24 protein-coding genes are annotated in these 13,209 nt (G+C 32.7%); all 24 read left to right on the top strand.

Annotated features, from left to right (window positions below; genetic code table 11):
* The first annotated feature begins 1 nt into the window (after position 1).
* The 24 genes from L8T82_RS02275 (at position 2) to L8T82_RS02390 (ending at position 13,111) form a co-directional block, all read left to right on the top strand.
* On the top strand, positions 2-283 hold the full coding sequence (locus tag L8T82_RS02275; RefSeq protein WP_039617139.1) for a 50S ribosomal protein L23: 282 nt from the start codon (positions 2-4) through the stop codon (positions 281-283).
* A 1-nt stretch (position 284) separates the two neighbouring features.
* Positions 285-1,115: a 50S ribosomal protein L2 gene (gene rplB / locus L8T82_RS02280; RefSeq protein ID WP_039625087.1), complete on the top strand. Its 831-nt coding sequence runs from the start codon at positions 285-287 to the stop codon at positions 1,113-1,115.
* Position 1,116: 1 nt separating this feature from the next.
* On the top strand, positions 1,117-1,398 hold the full coding sequence (gene rpsS / locus L8T82_RS02285) for a 30S ribosomal protein S19 (RefSeq protein WP_039664929.1): 282 nt from the start codon (positions 1,117-1,119) through the stop codon (positions 1,396-1,398).
* Positions 1,399-1,407: 9 nt separating this feature from the next.
* The gene (gene rplV, locus L8T82_RS02290) at positions 1,408-1,782 is read left to right on the top strand and encodes a 50S ribosomal protein L22 (RefSeq protein WP_039617143.1); all 375 of its coding nucleotides are present in this window, start codon (positions 1,408-1,410) and stop codon (positions 1,780-1,782) included.
* A 1-nt stretch (position 1,783) separates the two neighbouring features.
* On the top strand, positions 1,784-2,485 hold the full coding sequence (gene rpsC / locus L8T82_RS02295) for a 30S ribosomal protein S3 (protein WP_039617145.1): 702 nt from the start codon (positions 1,784-1,786) through the stop codon (positions 2,483-2,485).
* Positions 2,486-2,487: 2 nt separating this feature from the next.
* Complete coding sequence (rplP, locus tag L8T82_RS02300; protein WP_012660818.1) at positions 2,488-2,913, top strand: 50S ribosomal protein L16; 426 nt, start codon at positions 2,488-2,490, stop codon at positions 2,911-2,913.
* Positions 2,900-3,085 carry a 50S ribosomal protein L29 gene (rpmC, locus tag L8T82_RS02305; RefSeq protein ID WP_012660819.1) on the top strand — a complete coding sequence of 62 codons (186 nt, stop codon included), beginning with the start codon at positions 2,900-2,902 and terminating at the stop codon, positions 3,083-3,085. The genes rplP and rpmC overlap by 14 nt, the downstream gene beginning before the upstream one ends.
* Before the next feature lie 9 nt (positions 3,086-3,094).
* Positions 3,095-3,346 carry a 30S ribosomal protein S17 gene (gene rpsQ / locus L8T82_RS02310; RefSeq protein WP_039617148.1) on the top strand — a complete coding sequence of 84 codons (252 nt, stop codon included), beginning with the start codon at positions 3,095-3,097 and terminating at the stop codon, positions 3,344-3,346.
* Positions 3,346-3,714, top strand: a complete 369-nt coding sequence (gene rplN, locus L8T82_RS02315) for a 50S ribosomal protein L14 (RefSeq protein ID WP_012660821.1) — start codon at positions 3,346-3,348, stop codon at positions 3,712-3,714. Before rpsQ ends, rplN begins: the two co-directional genes overlap by 1 nt.
* The gene (gene rplX, locus L8T82_RS02320; RefSeq protein ID WP_012660822.1) at positions 3,714-3,941 is read left to right on the top strand and encodes a 50S ribosomal protein L24; all 228 of its coding nucleotides are present in this window, start codon (positions 3,714-3,716) and stop codon (positions 3,939-3,941) included. Before rplN ends, rplX begins: the two co-directional genes overlap by 1 nt.
* Position 3,942: 1 nt before the next feature.
* A complete protein-coding gene (gene rplE / locus L8T82_RS02325) occupies positions 3,943-4,488 on the top strand; it encodes a 50S ribosomal protein L5 (protein ID WP_133319134.1) in 546 nt (181 codons plus the stop codon).
* A gap of 1 nt (position 4,489) precedes the next feature.
* A complete protein-coding gene (locus L8T82_RS02330) occupies positions 4,490-4,675 on the top strand; it encodes a type Z 30S ribosomal protein S14 (protein WP_012660824.1) in 186 nt (61 codons plus the stop codon).
* Between the two features lie 12 nt (positions 4,676-4,687).
* Positions 4,688-5,083, top strand: a complete 396-nt coding sequence (rpsH, locus tag L8T82_RS02335) for a 30S ribosomal protein S8 (protein WP_039617152.1) — start codon at positions 4,688-4,690, stop codon at positions 5,081-5,083.
* Between the two features lie 78 nt (positions 5,084-5,161).
* Positions 5,162-5,698: a 50S ribosomal protein L6 gene (rplF, locus tag L8T82_RS02340; RefSeq protein ID WP_039617154.1), complete on the top strand. Its 537-nt coding sequence runs from the start codon at positions 5,162-5,164 to the stop codon at positions 5,696-5,698.
* A gap of 9 nt (positions 5,699-5,707) precedes the next feature.
* On the top strand, positions 5,708-6,064 hold the full coding sequence (gene rplR / locus L8T82_RS02345) for a 50S ribosomal protein L18 (RefSeq protein WP_039617157.1): 357 nt from the start codon (positions 5,708-5,710) through the stop codon (positions 6,062-6,064).
* A gap of 16 nt (positions 6,065-6,080) precedes the next feature.
* A complete protein-coding gene (rpsE, locus tag L8T82_RS02350; RefSeq protein WP_039617161.1) occupies positions 6,081-6,524 on the top strand; it encodes a 30S ribosomal protein S5 in 444 nt (147 codons plus the stop codon).
* A 3-nt stretch (positions 6,525-6,527) separates the two neighbouring features.
* Positions 6,528-6,920, top strand: coding sequence for a 50S ribosomal protein L15 (gene rplO / locus L8T82_RS02355; protein WP_039617163.1), 393 nt, complete (start codon positions 6,528-6,530; stop codon positions 6,918-6,920).
* Positions 6,920-8,182: a preprotein translocase subunit SecY gene (gene secY / locus L8T82_RS02360; RefSeq protein WP_133319135.1), complete on the top strand. Its 1,263-nt coding sequence runs from the start codon at positions 6,920-6,922 to the stop codon at positions 8,180-8,182. The genes rplO and secY overlap by 1 nt, the downstream gene beginning before the upstream one ends.
* 41 nt (positions 8,183-8,223) lie before the next feature.
* The gene (gene murI / locus L8T82_RS02365) at positions 8,224-8,964 is read left to right on the top strand and encodes a glutamate racemase (RefSeq protein WP_263660381.1); all 741 of its coding nucleotides are present in this window, start codon (positions 8,224-8,226) and stop codon (positions 8,962-8,964) included.
* A 114-nt stretch (positions 8,965-9,078) separates the two neighbouring features.
* The gene (locus tag L8T82_RS02370) at positions 9,079-10,110 is read left to right on the top strand and encodes a type II asparaginase (protein WP_263664537.1); all 1,032 of its coding nucleotides are present in this window, start codon (positions 9,079-9,081) and stop codon (positions 10,108-10,110) included.
* Between the two features lie 85 nt (positions 10,111-10,195).
* Entirely contained in the window at positions 10,196-10,843 is a 648-nt protein-coding gene (locus tag L8T82_RS02375; RefSeq protein WP_220567003.1) for a ferritin family protein, read from the top strand.
* Between the two features lie 54 nt (positions 10,844-10,897).
* The gene (locus tag L8T82_RS02380; RefSeq protein WP_263662693.1) at positions 10,898-11,371 is read left to right on the top strand and encodes a DNA-deoxyinosine glycosylase; all 474 of its coding nucleotides are present in this window, start codon (positions 10,898-10,900) and stop codon (positions 11,369-11,371) included.
* Complete coding sequence (locus L8T82_RS02385; RefSeq protein WP_263660379.1) at positions 11,371-11,922, top strand: ribonuclease HII; 552 nt, start codon at positions 11,371-11,373, stop codon at positions 11,920-11,922. Before L8T82_RS02380 ends, L8T82_RS02385 begins: the two co-directional genes overlap by 1 nt.
* A gap of 160 nt (positions 11,923-12,082) precedes the next feature.
* Complete coding sequence (locus tag L8T82_RS02390; protein WP_220567006.1) at positions 12,083-13,111, top strand: tRNA-dihydrouridine synthase; 1,029 nt, start codon at positions 12,083-12,085, stop codon at positions 13,109-13,111.
* Positions 13,112-13,209: the final 98 nt, after the last annotated feature.

Raw genomic sequence — 13,209 nt, forward strand, 5'->3', positions numbered from 1 at the left:
AATGGCAGATATTACTGATATAAAAACAATACTTTACACTGAAAAAAGCTTAAACCTTCAAGAGCAAGGTGTTGTAGTTATTCAAACTTCTCCAAAAATGACTAAAAATGGTCTAAAAGAAGTTTTAAGAGAATATTTTGGTGTAACTCCAGTAAGAATTAATTCTTTAAAAATGGATGGAAAAGTAAAGCGTTTTAGAGGTCGCGAAGGTCAAAGAAATAGCTTTAAAAAATTCTATGTTAAGCTACCAGAAGGTGTGAGCTTAGAAAGTTCGGAGGCATAAGATGGCAATTAAAACTTATAAACCATATACTCCAAGTAGAAGATACATCACAGGTGTAAGCTCTGATGATATCACAGCAAAAGCTAGTGTGCGTTCATTACTTGTAAAACTTCCAGCTCATGCAGGTCGTAACAATAATGGTAGAATCACAAGCCGTCATAAAGAAGCAGGTGCTAAAAAACTTTACAGAATTATAGATTTTAAAAGAAGAAAATTTGGTATTGAAGGTAAAGTTGAAGCAATCGAGTATGATCCATACAGAAATTGTCGTATTGCATTAATCTCTTATAGAGATGGTGAAAAAAGATACATCTTACAACCAAAAGGTTTAAGCGTTGGTGATGTTATTTGTGCTGCTGAAAGCGGACTTGACATTAAGCCAGGTAATGCAATGAAATTAAGAAATATCCCAGTGGGTACTATCGTACACAATATCGAGTTAAAACCAGGCAAAGGCGGTCAAATGATCCGTTCAGCGGGTGCTTATGCTCAATTAATGGGTAAAGAAGAAAAATATGTTATCTTAAGACTTGCAAGTGGTGAAATGAGACAAGTTTTAGCTGAATGTATGGCAAGTATCGGTGAAGTTGGTAATGAAGAATGGTCAAATGTGACTATCGGTAAAGCAGGAAGAAACCGCCATAGAGGTATTCGTCCTCAAACAAGAGGTTCTGCGATGAACCCAGTTGATCACCCGCACGGTGGGGGTGAAGGTAAGAAAAATTCAGGCCGTCATCCAGTTACTCCATGGGGTAAACCAACTAAAGGTGCTAAAACTCGCCGTAAAAAAGCTAGCGATAAGCTAATAATTTCAAGAAGAAAAGGAAAGTAAGATGGCTAGGTCACTAAAAAAAGGTCCTTTTGTTGATGACCATGTAATGAAAAAAGTCATCGCTGCTAAAAAAGCTAACGATGGTAAGCCAATTAAAACTTGGTCAAGACGCAGCACTATTATACCTGATATGATAGGTTTAACTTTTAATGTTCATAATGGAAAAAGCTTTATCCCAGTATATATTACTGAAAATCATATCGGTTACAAATTAGGTGAATTTGCACCTACTAGAACATTTAAGGGTCATAAAGGCTCTGTTCAGAAAAAAATAGGTAAGTAAGGGAGATTTATGAGTAGAGCGTTAATTAAATTCATAAGATTATCTCCAACTAAAGCGAGATTGATTGCTAGAGAAGTTCAAGGTATGAATGCAGAGCTTGCATTAGCTAGTTTGAAATTTATGCCAAATAAAGGTGCTAAATTTATAGCAAATGCTATTTCAAGTGCTGTAGCAAATGGCGGATTTGAAGCAAATGAAGTTGTTGTTTCAAGTTGTCGTGTTGATGCTGGTGCGGTTTTAAAAAGATTTAGACCAAGAGCTAGAGGAAGTGCTAGTCGTATTAGAAAGCCAACTTCACACATTTTGGTAGAAGTTAGTAAAGTAGAAGCAAGTGCTGAAAAAACTACAAAAGCTAAAAAAGCATCAGTGAAAAAGGAAAGCTAATATGGGACAAAAAGTAAATCCGATTGGTTTAAGACTAGGAATTAATAGAAATTGGGAATCAAGATGGTTTCCTACAAAAGCTAATTTAGCAGAAAATATTGGTGAAGATTATAAAATCAGAACATTTTTAAAAAGAAAACTTTATTATGCAGGAATTAGCCAAATTCTTGTAGAAAGAACAGCGAAAAAATTAAGAGTAACTGTTGTAGCTGCAAGACCAGGGATTATTATTGGTAAAAAAGGTAGTGATGTTGATATTTTAAGAAAAGAACTTCAAGATTTAATCAAAAAAGAAGTTAATATCAATATCAAAGAAGAAAGAAAAGCAGGTGCTTCAGCTCAGCTTGCAGCTGAAAGTGTTGCTACTCAACTTGAAAAAAGAATTGCTTTTAGAAGAGCAATGAAAAAAGTAATTCAAGGAGCGCAAAAAGCAGGTGCTAAAGGGATTAAAGTTTCAGTTTCAGGCCGTTTAGGTGGTGCTGAAATGGCAAGAACTGAATGGTATCTAGAAGGTCGTGTTCCACTTCACACTTTAAGAGCAAAAATTGATTATGGTTTTGCAGAAGCACATACTACTTATGGAAATATAGGTATTAAAGTATGGATCTTCAAAGGTGAAGTTTTACAAAAGGGTGTTCAACCTGAAAAAACCGAAGAAAACGCTCCAGCTAAAAAAACTAGAAGAGCAAGAAGAGGTAAATAATCATGTTAATGCCAAAAAGAACAAAATATCGTAAAATGATGAAAGGGCGTAACAGAGGTTATGCCAACAGAGGGACTGAATTTACTTTTGGTGATTTTGCCCTAAAAGCAACTGAAGCTGGCCGTATCAATTCACGCCAAATCGAAGCAGCTCGTATTGCTTTAACTCGTTTTGTAAAAAGACAAGGTAAAACTTGGATTAGAGTTTTCCCAGATAAACCTCTAACTAAAAAACCTTTAGAAACTCGTATGGGTAAAGGTAAAGGTGCAGTTGAGGAATGGGTAATGAACATTAAACCAGGTCGTATTATTTATGAAATGGCAGGGGTTAATGAAGAAATGGCAAGACAAGCTTTAACTTTAGCGATGCATAAATTGCCATTTAAAACTAAGTTTGTTACAAGAGAGAGCCAAAATGAAATATACTGAGATTAAAGATAAAACAGCAGGTGAGCTTGCAACAATGCTAAAAGAAAAAAAGGTGCTTTTATTTACTTTAAGACAAAAGCTAAAAACAATGCAGCTAACTAATCCTAAAGAGATTAGCGAAGTTAAAAAAGACATCGCTAGAATCAATACTGCAATTAGCGCTTTAAAATAAGGATAGAAAATGGCATTTAAAAGAGAAATTCAAGGCGTTGTTGTTCAAATTGCTGGAGATAAAACAGCAACAATTTTGGTTGAAAGAAAAGTGGTTCACCCAAAATACAGAAAAATCGTAAAACGCTTTAAAAAATATTTAATTCATGATGAAAGAAATGAACTTAAAGTGGGAAATACTGTAGTTGCTATTGAATGTAGACCACTTTCTAAGAGAAAATCATTTCGCTTAAAAACTATAGTATCAGCAGGAGTTGAGTAATGATTCAAAGTTTTACTAGGCTTGCAGTTGCTGATAATAGCGGTGCAAAAGAATTAATGTGTATTAAGGTTTTAGGTGGTAGCAAAAGAAGATACGCTACTGTTGGTGATGTAATCGTTGCATCTGTAAAAAAAGCTCTACCAAATGGTAAAGTTAAAAAAGGTCAAGTAGTAAAAGCAGTTATCGTTAGAACTAAAAAAGAAATTCATAGAGACAATGGTTCTTTAATTCGTTTTGATGAAAATGCAGCAGTTATTCTTGATGCTAAAAGAGAGCCTATCGGAACGCGTATTTTTGGACCAGTAGGTCGTGAAGTAAGATATGGTGGCTTTATGAAAATTGTTTCACTAGCACCGGAGGTGTTGTAATGAAATTAAAAATTAAAAAGAATGATATGGTAAAAGTTATCGCAGGCGATGACAAAGGCAAAACAGGCAAAGTTTTAGCAGTATTTCCTAAAACAAATAAAGTAATTGTTGAGGGTTGTAAAATCGCTAAAAAAGCTGTTAAGCCAAGTGATAAAAATCCAAATGGCGGTTTTATCAATAAAGAAATGCCAATGGATATTTCAAATGTAGCAAAGGCAGGAGAATAAGATGATGAGATTGAAAGAAAAATATACTCAAAATATCAAACCTGCTTTAGTTAAAGAATTTGATATTAAAAATCCTATGCTTGTTCCTTTTATTGAAAAAGTTGTAATCAGTGTAGGTGCTGGGGAATTAGCAAAAGATCAAAAAGTATTACAAAATGTTGCAGATACTATTTCATTGATCGCTGGGCAAAAAGCAGTTATCACAAAAGCTAAAAAATCAGTTGCTGGTTTTAAAGTAAGAGAAGGCTTCCCAGTAGGTGTAATGGTAACATTAAGAAAAGACAATATGTATGCTTTCTTAGATAAGCTTATTACTATAGCTCTTCCTCGTGTTAAAGACTTTAGAGGTCTTCCAAGAGATGGTTTTGATGGAAGAGGAAACTATAACTTTGGTTTAGATGAGCAGTTAATGTTCCCAGAAGTTGAATATGATAAAATCTTAAGAACTCATGGTATGAACATTTCTATCGTTACAACAGCAAAATCAGATAAAGAGGCACAAAAATTATTAGAATTATTTGGCGTGCCATTTGCAAAAGGAAAGTAATATGGCTAAAAAATCAATGATTGCAAAAGCTGCCCGCAAACCTAAATTTAGTGTTAGAGGGTATACTAGATGCCAAATTTGTGGAAGACCACATTCAGTTTATAGAGATTTTGGAATTTGTAGAGTTTGCTTAAGAAAAATGGCAAATGAAGGTTTAATTCCTGGTCTTAAAAAAGCAAGTTGGTAAGAGGAAAGAACCATGATAAATGATTTAATTTCAGATTCACTAACAAGAATTAGAAATGCAGGGATGAGAAGATTAGAGACTACTCAACTTTTGCATTCTAAAGTTATCGAAGCTTTACTTGGAATTTTCCAAGCTAAAGGCTATATTGAAAGCTTTAATGTTATTGAAGAGGATAAAAAGAAATTCATCAATGTAGTTTTAAAATACGATGAAAAAGGTAAAAGCGTAATTAACGAAGTTAAGCGTATTTCTAAACCTGGTCGTCGTGTTTATAAAGGTAAAGATGAGATCAAAAGATTTAAAAACGGTTATGGTACTATCGTAGTAAGCACTTCAAAAGGTGTTTTAGCTAACGACGAAGCTTATAAAGCAGGCGTTGGCGGCGAAGTTTTATGTACTATTTGGTAAGAGTTTCTACTTTTTATGGTATTCGGTATCCATTCTTATAAAGTAGTCATATCGTAGACAAGTAAAAAGGAAAAATGAATGTCTCGTATAGGTAAACAACCAGTTGCTATTCCAAGTGGAGTAGAAGTAAAATTAGAAGGTAACTTGCTAAAATTCAAAAAAGGAAATTTAGCAAAAGAGCTTGATACAAAAGCAAATGTTAATGTTGAGATTAAAGAAGGACAAATTCTTTTCTCTCCTAAAGGTGAAGATAGACAAAGTAGAGCTTATTGGGGAACTTATAGAGCTTTAGCTCAAAACATCATCATCGGTTTAACTGATGGTTTTAGCAAAACTTTAGAAATCAACGGTGTTGGTTATAAAGCTGCGTTAAAAGGTAAAGTTCTTGAACTTGCTTTAGGTTTTTCTCATCCTATCAACTATGCTATTCCAGAAGGCATAGAAATTACCGTTGATAAAAACAATGTTATTATCAAAGGTAGCGATAAACAAGTGGTAGGTCAAGTTGCTGCTCAAATTCGTGAATTTAGACCACCTGAGCCTTACAAAGGAAAAGGTGTTAAATATTCAGATGAGCGTATTATCCGCAAAGCTGGTAAGACATCTAAGAAGTAAGGATAGAATATGAGAGCAAATGTATTAAAAAGAAAAATATCTTTAAGAATTAAAAGAAAAAAAAGAATTAGAGCAAAAATTTCAGGAACACAAGCTCTTCCAAGAGTTTCTGTTTTTAAATCAAACAGAACTTTATATATCCAAGCTATCGATGATGTTAAAGCAGTAACTTTAGCAGCAGTAGATGGAAGAAAAATTGGTGTTAAAGCAAATAAAGAAGGTGCTAAAAAAATAGCAGCTGAATTTGCAAAAGTTTTAAAAGCTAAAAACATAGAAGAAGCAGTGTTTGATAGAAATGGTTATTTATACCATGGTGTTATTGCAGCATTAGCTGAAGCACTAAGAGAAAACGGAATCAAACTATAACCCAAAAGGAAGATCGATGGAAAAATATAATAGAGAAGAATTTGAAGAAGTAATCGTCGATATCGGCAGGGTTACTAAGGTTGTTAAAGGTGGTAGAAGATTTAGATTTACTGCTTTAGTTATCGTTGGAAATAGAAAAGGTTTAGTTGGTGTGGGCTATGGAAAAGCTAAAGAAGTTCCAGATGCTATCAGAAAAGCAGTTGATGATGCTTTTAAAAACATTGTTGAAGTTAAAACAAAAGGTTCAACTATACCTCATGATGTAGAAGTAAAATACAACGCAAGTAGAATCTTACTTAAACCAGCAAGCGAAGGTACAGGGGTTATTGCAGGTGGTTCAACACGTCCTATCGTGGAACTTGCAGGTATTAAAGACATTTTAACTAAGTCTTTAGGTTCAAATAATTCAGCAAATGTTGTGCGTGCTACTATCAAAGCACTTACAATGCTTAAAGGATAATCAATGAATTTAACAAAAGCACCAGGTTCAACACATAAAACCAAAAGAATAGGCCGTGGTCAAGGTAGTGGTATGGGAAAAACTTCCACTAAAGGTGGAAAAGGCCAAACTGCTAGAAAAGGTTATAACGAAAAAAGAGGTTTTGAAGGGGGTCAACAACCACTTCAAAGACGCTTACCAAAAGTAGGTTTTACTTCTAAATTTGAAAAACCTTATGTGATTAATGTTGAAAAAATCACAGCAATCAAAGAGCTTAGCGAAATTACATTTGAAACAATCAATAGCATTCATAAGCTTTCAAAAAATGTAAATAAAGTTAAGCTTATTGGAGCAAGTGCTAAAGATCTTGCTAGTAAAATTAAAGACGAGAAGATCACTTTTAGCGGACAAAAATAATGAATAAAGCATTGACAAATAAAATTCTCATAACATTAGCTTTTTTATTTGCTTATAGAATATTAGCTTATGTTCCAGTTCCGGGGGTTAATGTCAGTGTTATCAAGGAATTTTTTGATTCTAATGCATCTAATGCATTAGGCTTGTTTAATATGTTTAGTGGGGGTGCTGCTGAAAGACTTAGCATCATCTCTCTAGGCATTATGCCTTATATTACTGCTTCGATTATTATGGAGCTTTTAGCGGCAACTTTTCCTAACATAGGAAAGATGAAAAAAGAACGCGATGGTATGCAAAAATATATGCAAATTATCCGTTATGCTACTATAGCTATCACTTTGATACAAAGTATAGGCGTTTCTATAGGCTTGCAAAGTCTTCATGGGAAAGCAGGTCAGTCAGCTATTATGATTGATATGAATACTTTTATTGCACTTTCTGCTATTTCTATGCTTGCAGGTACCATGCTTTTAATGTGGATAGGTGAGCAAATCACTCAACGCGGTATAGGAAATGGTATTTCTTTGATCATCTTTGGCGGTATTGTTTCTACAATTCCAGGTGCAATTAGTGGAACAGTAAATTTGGTAAATACAGGTGAGATGAATTTCTTGACTATCATTGCTATTTTAGTTGTAATTTTACTTACTATTTGGGCTATTATAGTAGTAGAGCTTGGAGAAAGAAGAATTCCTATTTCTTACTCAAGAAAAGTAATCATGCAAAATCAAAACAAACGCATTATGAATTACATACCTATTAAAATAAATTTAAGTGGAGTAATTCCTCCTATTTTTGCAAGTGCGATTTTGATGTTTCCAAGCACTATTTTGCAAACAAGTACAAATGAGTATGTGTTAAAAATTTATGACTTTTTAAATCCAAATGGATTTTTCTTTCATTTTTTAACATTCTTACTTGTTATTTTCTTTGCGTATTTTTATGCATCAATTGTATTTAATGCAAAAGATATAGCTGAAAATCTTAAAAGACAAGGCGGTTTCATACCAGGTATTAGACCAGGTGAAGGAACTGCAAATTATCTTAATGAAGTAGCATCAAGACTTACCTTGTCAGGTTCTATTTATTTAGGGCTTGTAGCTACATTACCATGGCTTATTGTGAAGTTGTTTGGTGTGCCTTTTTATTTTGGTGGAACTTCTGTTTTGATCGTAGTTCAAGTAGCGCTTGATACAATGAGAAAAATTGAAGCTCAAATTTATATGAATAAATACCAAACCTTAAGTGCAGTAGGCTTATAAGAAAGTAGATTTTCTACTTTCTTCTCTTTTTAAGGATTTTGATGAGACTAGGCGTTTTTGATAGCGGTGTAGGTGGGCTTAGTGTTTTAAAATCTTTACTTCAAGCAAAACTTTTTAAAGAATATATTTACTATGGAGATACCGCAAGGGTACCTTATGGGGTTAAAGATAAAGAAACTATCATTAAATTTTCCCTAGAAGCTTTAGAGTTTTTCAAAGAAAAAAAAGTCGATATGCTTATTATTGCGTGTAATACAGTTAGCGCGCATGCTTTAGAAATTCTAAAAGCAAATGCACCATTTCCGGTTCTTGGAGTTATAGAAGCAGGGGTTTTAGCGGTTAAAAACTCTTTAGAAGACAAAAACTCCAATATATTAGTCATTGCAACACAAGCTACCGTGGATTCTCACGCTTATAAGCAAGCTTTAATCAAAGAAGGTTTTTTAAAAGTGGAAGAAAAAGCAACTGGGCTTTTTGTACCTATGGTTGAAGAAGGGATTTTTCAAGGAGATTTTTTAAAAGCTGCTTTTGAGTATTATTTTAATAAGCTTAAATTTCATCCTAATGCTCTAATCTTAGCATGCACGCATTTTCCTTTAATCGCCCATTCTTTGGAAGAGTATTTTGGCAAAAATACAAAACTTATTCATTCAGGCGAGGCTATAGCTTTGCAATTGCAACAAGAATTTAACTTAACATCAATCCAAGAAGAAGCTAACATTCAATTTTACGCTTCAAGCGATGTGGAAAAACTAAAAAAAATTGCAAATTTATGGCTTTAATTAATGAATATTTACTAAAGTATTTTTTATATTAATAATTTATTTTTATTTAAACATAGTTGCATTATAATTTTTATCATTTCTAATGAAAGGACTAACATGAAAAAAATGTTAATGTGCGCAGCTATGGCACTAAGTTTAGGAGCAGGAATTTTGGAAGCAAAACCAAAAGTTGCAATTTTAGCTACAGGTGGAACTATTGCAGGCTCGATTGATAGTTCGGTAGCTACAACAGGTTATACAGCTGGTGTTTTAGGGGTTGATGCTTTGATTAAAGCAGTGCCTCAAATTCAAGATTTAGCAGTAATTAGCGGGGATCAAATTGCAAATATTGATAGTAAAGATATGACAAATGAAATTTGGCTAAAACTTGCTAAAGAAGTCAATAGGCTTTTAAAATCTGATGTAGATGGAGTTGTGATTACTCATGGTACTGATACCATGGAAGAAACTGCATATTTCCTAAATTTAACCGTAAAAAGCGATAAACCTGTTGTTTTAGTTGGTGCAATGCGCCCATCAACTGCAATTAGTGCAGATGGTCCTAAAAATCTTTACAATGCTGTAGCGTTAGCAGCAGATCCACAAGCAAAAAATAAAGGCGTAATGGTGGCTATGAATGATAGAATTCAAAGCGCTAGAGGCGTTATGAAAACTCATAGTTTAAATGTAAATGCATTTAGTTCACCGGATATGGGTGATATGGGTTATATAGTAGATGGAAAAGCATTCTTCTACAATACTAATACAAAATTACACACTAAAAAATCTCCATTTGATGTTAGCAAGCTAAAAGAATTACCAAAAGTAGATATTCTTTATAGTTATGCAAATGATGGTAGCGGTGTTGCAGCAAAAGCTTTGTTTGAAAATGGAACTAAAGGTATAGTTGTAGCTGGAACAGGTGCTGGCAGTATTCATGATTATCAAAAAGATGTATTAAAAGAATTGCTTAAAAAAGGTCTTAATGTAGCGGTAAGCTCACGCGTAGTAGCTGGTAGAGTTGCAGTAAGTGATACTGATGCAAAACTTGGTTTTATTGATACAGGTGACATGAGTCCTCAAAAAGCTAGAGTATTGTTAATGCTTGCTTTAACTAAAACAAGTGATCCTAAGAAAATTCAAGAATATTTCTTAAAATACTAAAATCTTTTAGCACCCAAATGCTACAATAACATTTGGGTGAGTTTTTCAATCAAAATCTTACTTAAATTAATCACAAGGATATTAAATGAGACAATATGAAAGCTATAAATGCCAAAAATGCGGCAATGAAGTAGAAGTGCAAAATGTAGGTGGTGGGAAGCTTAGTTGCTGTGGTCAAGAAATGGAGTGCATTACTAAAGATTTAACAGCCATAAATTTGATGAAAGCTTTCGCAGGTGAATCTATGGCAAGAAACAAATATGATTTATTTGCAGATATTGCTCAAGAAGAAGGTTGGCATGCTATTGCAAAGCATTTTAGAGAAGCTGCAGAAAATGAAAAATGGCATGCAAGAGCTGAGTTTAAAGCTTATCATGAATTAGTAGATGGTAAAGCTTTAGAAGAAACTGCTAAAAATTTAATCTGTGCAGCAGAGGGTGAAAATTACGAGCATACTACTATGTATCCAAATTTTGCACAAATTGCAGAAGATGAAGGCAAGAAAAACATAGCAAGATTATTTACTGCTATTGGTAAAGTAGAAATTGAGCATGAAAGAGAATATTTAGCACTTAAAAAAATGCTTGAAGAAGAAGATTTCTTTAATTCAGAAGTAGAAGAATTATGGGTTTGTGAAGTTTGTGGGCATATACACCGTGGTAAAAAAGCACCAAATGCCTGTCCTTTGTGTAAAGCTCCAAAAGAATACTTCAAACGAGAATTTTTAGGGTAATTTTAAAAATCTTGATAAAAATGATAAAATATTTTATTTTTATCAAGGCCTAATATGCAAATTCTAACTCATCCTTTTGAACCTTTTTTTGATGAAAACTCAGAAGTTTTGATACTAGGTTCTTTTCCATCTATTAAATCAAGAGAAGAAAATTTTTATTATCAACATAGTAAAAATCGTTTTTGGCGTATTTTTGAAATATTATTTGAGTGTGAGTTAAAAACAGTGCAAGAGCAAAAGGCTTTTTTAAAAGCAAATCATATAGCACTTTGGGATGTTATAGCAAGTTGTAAGATAAAAAATTCAGATGATAAAACTATTTCTTATGCCAAAGCAAATGATATAAGTATTATTTTAGATAAGGCAAATATAGAAAAAATTTGTGTATTAGGTAAAGTTGCAAGTAAATATTTTGCTAAATTTTATCCTGAGCAAGAATTTTTTGAACTTCCTTCAAGCTCACCTGCCAATATAAATTATTCTTTAGAAAATTTAGTAGAAAAATATACTATTATAAAGGAAAAATAATGGCTTTAGTTGGAGTAGATGAGGCTGGGCGTGGAGCTTTAGCTGGAGATATGCACTTGGCAGCTTGCAAGCTTTTAAAAAATATTGATGGTTTAGCTGATTCTAAAAAATTAAGTGCAAAAAAAAGAGAAGAATTATATGAGCAAATTCTTTCTAATTCAAATTTTTTAATCCTTGCTTTTTCACCTTTGCAAATTGATATTTTAGGACTTAGTCAGTGTTTAAATTTGGGCTTAAAGATAATAAAAAAACATTTTAACCAAGATGAGATTTTATATGATGGAAATTTAAATTATGGTGTTTTGGGTATTAATACTATGATTAAAGCTGATATGAAAGTGCAAGAAGTTTCAGCCGCTAGTATATTAGCTAAGGTAAGTCGTGATCAAAAAATGTGTTATTTTTCTAAATTATATAATAATTATGATTTTGATAAACACAAAGGTTATGGTACAAAAGCTCATATAGAAAAGATTAAAGTATTTGGTTATTCACCTTTGCATCGCAAAAGCTTTATGTTAAAGTGTTTTGAGAAAAGCTTATTTGATTAGATTGTGTTTTGTAGTTTTAATAATGAAAAAATATAATTAAAAACTATTTTTTTAATAATAATCTATTAAAAATTATAATATTGGTCTAAAATACTCTATGTTTTAAGAAAAATTAATTTTTTTCTATTATAGTAATATAAAAAATATTTTAAGGGGTATTATGTCTTTACTTTTGAGTGAGCTAAAGATTGGAAATTTTTATGTAAAAAATCGCATCGTAATGCCTCCTATGGATATGTATGAAACACAAGTTTTAGATGGTAAGATTAATCAATTTCACTTGATACATTATGGAGCTAGAGCTTTGGGTGGTGTTGGGCTTATCATAGTTCAAGCTTGTGCGATTAATGAAAATGCAAAAATTGCTGATAATGATATAGGCCTTTGGGGAGATTTTCAAATTCGAGGACATAAGGAGCTTGTCGATCTTTGTCATCATTTTGGTGCTAAGGTTGCTATCCAACTAAATCATAGTGGTCGTAAAAATTCATGCAAACAAGCTATATCAAAAGCCCCAAGTAATATCGCTTTTAGTGAAAAATTTTCTAAACTTCATGTTTTAAGTAAAGATGAAATTTTACAAATTGAACAAGAATTTATCCAAAGTGCTAAAAGAGCTAAAGAAGCAGGCTATGATGCGATAGAGCTTCATAGTGCTCATGGGTATTTGCTTAGTTCATTTTTATCTCCTTTATCAAATCAAAGAGATGATGAATATGGTGGTAGTTTTGAAAATAGAGCGCGTCTTTTGTGTGATATCATTAAGCGTATAAAAAAAGAAGTTGATATTACTTTATTTGTAAGAATTTCAGCTACAGAGTGGCAAGAGGGTGGTTGGAATTTGGAAGATAGTAAAAAACTTGCCTTGATTTTAGAAAATTTAGGCGTTGATATGTTAGATATTTCAGCAGGAGGAAATATCAACAAACCTTCTTTAGTGCCAAATATAGCACCACTTTATCAAGCTCCTTATGCTAAGGCTTTAAAAGAAGTTGTTAAAATTCCTATATCTTGTGTGGGTCTTATAAATAGTGCTAGCGAAGGTGAGGCTTTGCTTTTGGGTGAGGTGTGTGATTTAGTTTGTTATGGTAGAAAATTATTAAGAAATCCAAATTTTGCAAATGAAGCCGCAGTTGCTTTAAATGAAAGGGAAAAAATCACGCCAAACTACTCAAGAGCATATTTGTAAAATAATACAAAAAGTTTTTAGGTAAAAGCTTTTTTTATTATTTTATACAAGGAGAAAATGTGGATAATCTTAAGTGGAATTCTTTTGATACGCGTTGG

It is taken from the genome of Campylobacter sp. IFREMER_LSEM_CL292 (assembly GCF_025771615.1).
Lineage (GTDB): Bacteria > Campylobacterota > Campylobacteria > Campylobacterales > Campylobacteraceae > Campylobacter_D > Campylobacter_D lari_D.

Excerpts from the sequence above, each read along its gene's own strand:
- murI (WP_263660381.1), top strand. The coding sequence starts at position 8,224 with ATGAGACTAGGCGTTTTTGATAGCGGTGTAGGTGGGCTTAGTGTTTTA.
- rplF (WP_039617154.1), top strand. The coding sequence starts at position 5,162 with ATGTCTCGTATAGGTAAACAACCAGTTGCTATTCCAAGTGGAGTAGAA.
- rplO (WP_039617163.1), top strand. The coding sequence starts at position 6,528 with ATGAATTTAACAAAAGCACCAGGTTCAACACATAAAACCAAAAGAATA.
- L8T82_RS02330 (WP_012660824.1), top strand. The coding sequence starts at position 4,490 with ATGGCTAAAAAATCAATGATTGCAAAAGCTGCCCGCAAACCTAAATTT.
- rpsS (WP_039664929.1), top strand. The coding sequence starts at position 1,117 with ATGGCTAGGTCACTAAAAAAAGGTCCTTTTGTTGATGACCATGTAATG.
- rplB (WP_039625087.1), top strand. The coding sequence starts at position 285 with ATGGCAATTAAAACTTATAAACCATATACTCCAAGTAGAAGATACATC.
- rpsC (WP_039617145.1), top strand. The coding sequence starts at position 1,784 with ATGGGACAAAAAGTAAATCCGATTGGTTTAAGACTAGGAATTAATAGA.
- rpsQ (WP_039617148.1), top strand. The coding sequence starts at position 3,095 with ATGGCATTTAAAAGAGAAATTCAAGGCGTTGTTGTTCAAATTGCTGGA.
- rpmC (WP_012660819.1), top strand. The coding sequence starts at position 2,900 with ATGAAATATACTGAGATTAAAGATAAAACAGCAGGTGAGCTTGCAACA.
- rplV (WP_039617143.1), top strand. The coding sequence starts at position 1,408 with ATGAGTAGAGCGTTAATTAAATTCATAAGATTATCTCCAACTAAAGCG.
- L8T82_RS02390 (WP_220567006.1), top strand. The coding sequence starts at position 12,083 with ATGTCTTTACTTTTGAGTGAGCTAAAGATTGGAAATTTTTATGTAAAA.
- rplX (WP_012660822.1), top strand. The coding sequence starts at position 3,714 with ATGAAATTAAAAATTAAAAAGAATGATATGGTAAAAGTTATCGCAGGC.
- rplR (WP_039617157.1), top strand. The coding sequence starts at position 5,708 with ATGAGAGCAAATGTATTAAAAAGAAAAATATCTTTAAGAATTAAAAGA.
- rplE (WP_133319134.1), top strand. The coding sequence starts at position 3,943 with ATGATGAGATTGAAAGAAAAATATACTCAAAATATCAAACCTGCTTTA.
- L8T82_RS02370 (WP_263664537.1), top strand. The coding sequence starts at position 9,079 with ATGTGCGCAGCTATGGCACTAAGTTTAGGAGCAGGAATTTTGGAAGCA.
- L8T82_RS02385 (WP_263660379.1), top strand. The coding sequence starts at position 11,371 with ATGGCTTTAGTTGGAGTAGATGAGGCTGGGCGTGGAGCTTTAGCTGGA.
- secY (WP_133319135.1), top strand. The coding sequence starts at position 6,920 with ATGAATAAAGCATTGACAAATAAAATTCTCATAACATTAGCTTTTTTA.
- rpsE (WP_039617161.1), top strand. The coding sequence starts at position 6,081 with ATGGAAAAATATAATAGAGAAGAATTTGAAGAAGTAATCGTCGATATC.
- rplP (WP_012660818.1), top strand. The coding sequence starts at position 2,488 with ATGTTAATGCCAAAAAGAACAAAATATCGTAAAATGATGAAAGGGCGT.
- rpsH (WP_039617152.1), top strand. The coding sequence starts at position 4,688 with ATGATAAATGATTTAATTTCAGATTCACTAACAAGAATTAGAAATGCA.
- L8T82_RS02275 (WP_039617139.1), top strand. The coding sequence starts at position 2 with ATGGCAGATATTACTGATATAAAAACAATACTTTACACTGAAAAAAGC.
- L8T82_RS02380 (WP_263662693.1), top strand. The coding sequence starts at position 10,898 with ATGCAAATTCTAACTCATCCTTTTGAACCTTTTTTTGATGAAAACTCA.
- L8T82_RS02375 (WP_220567003.1), top strand. The coding sequence starts at position 10,196 with ATGAGACAATATGAAAGCTATAAATGCCAAAAATGCGGCAATGAAGTA.
- rplN (WP_012660821.1), top strand. The coding sequence starts at position 3,346 with ATGATTCAAAGTTTTACTAGGCTTGCAGTTGCTGATAATAGCGGTGCA.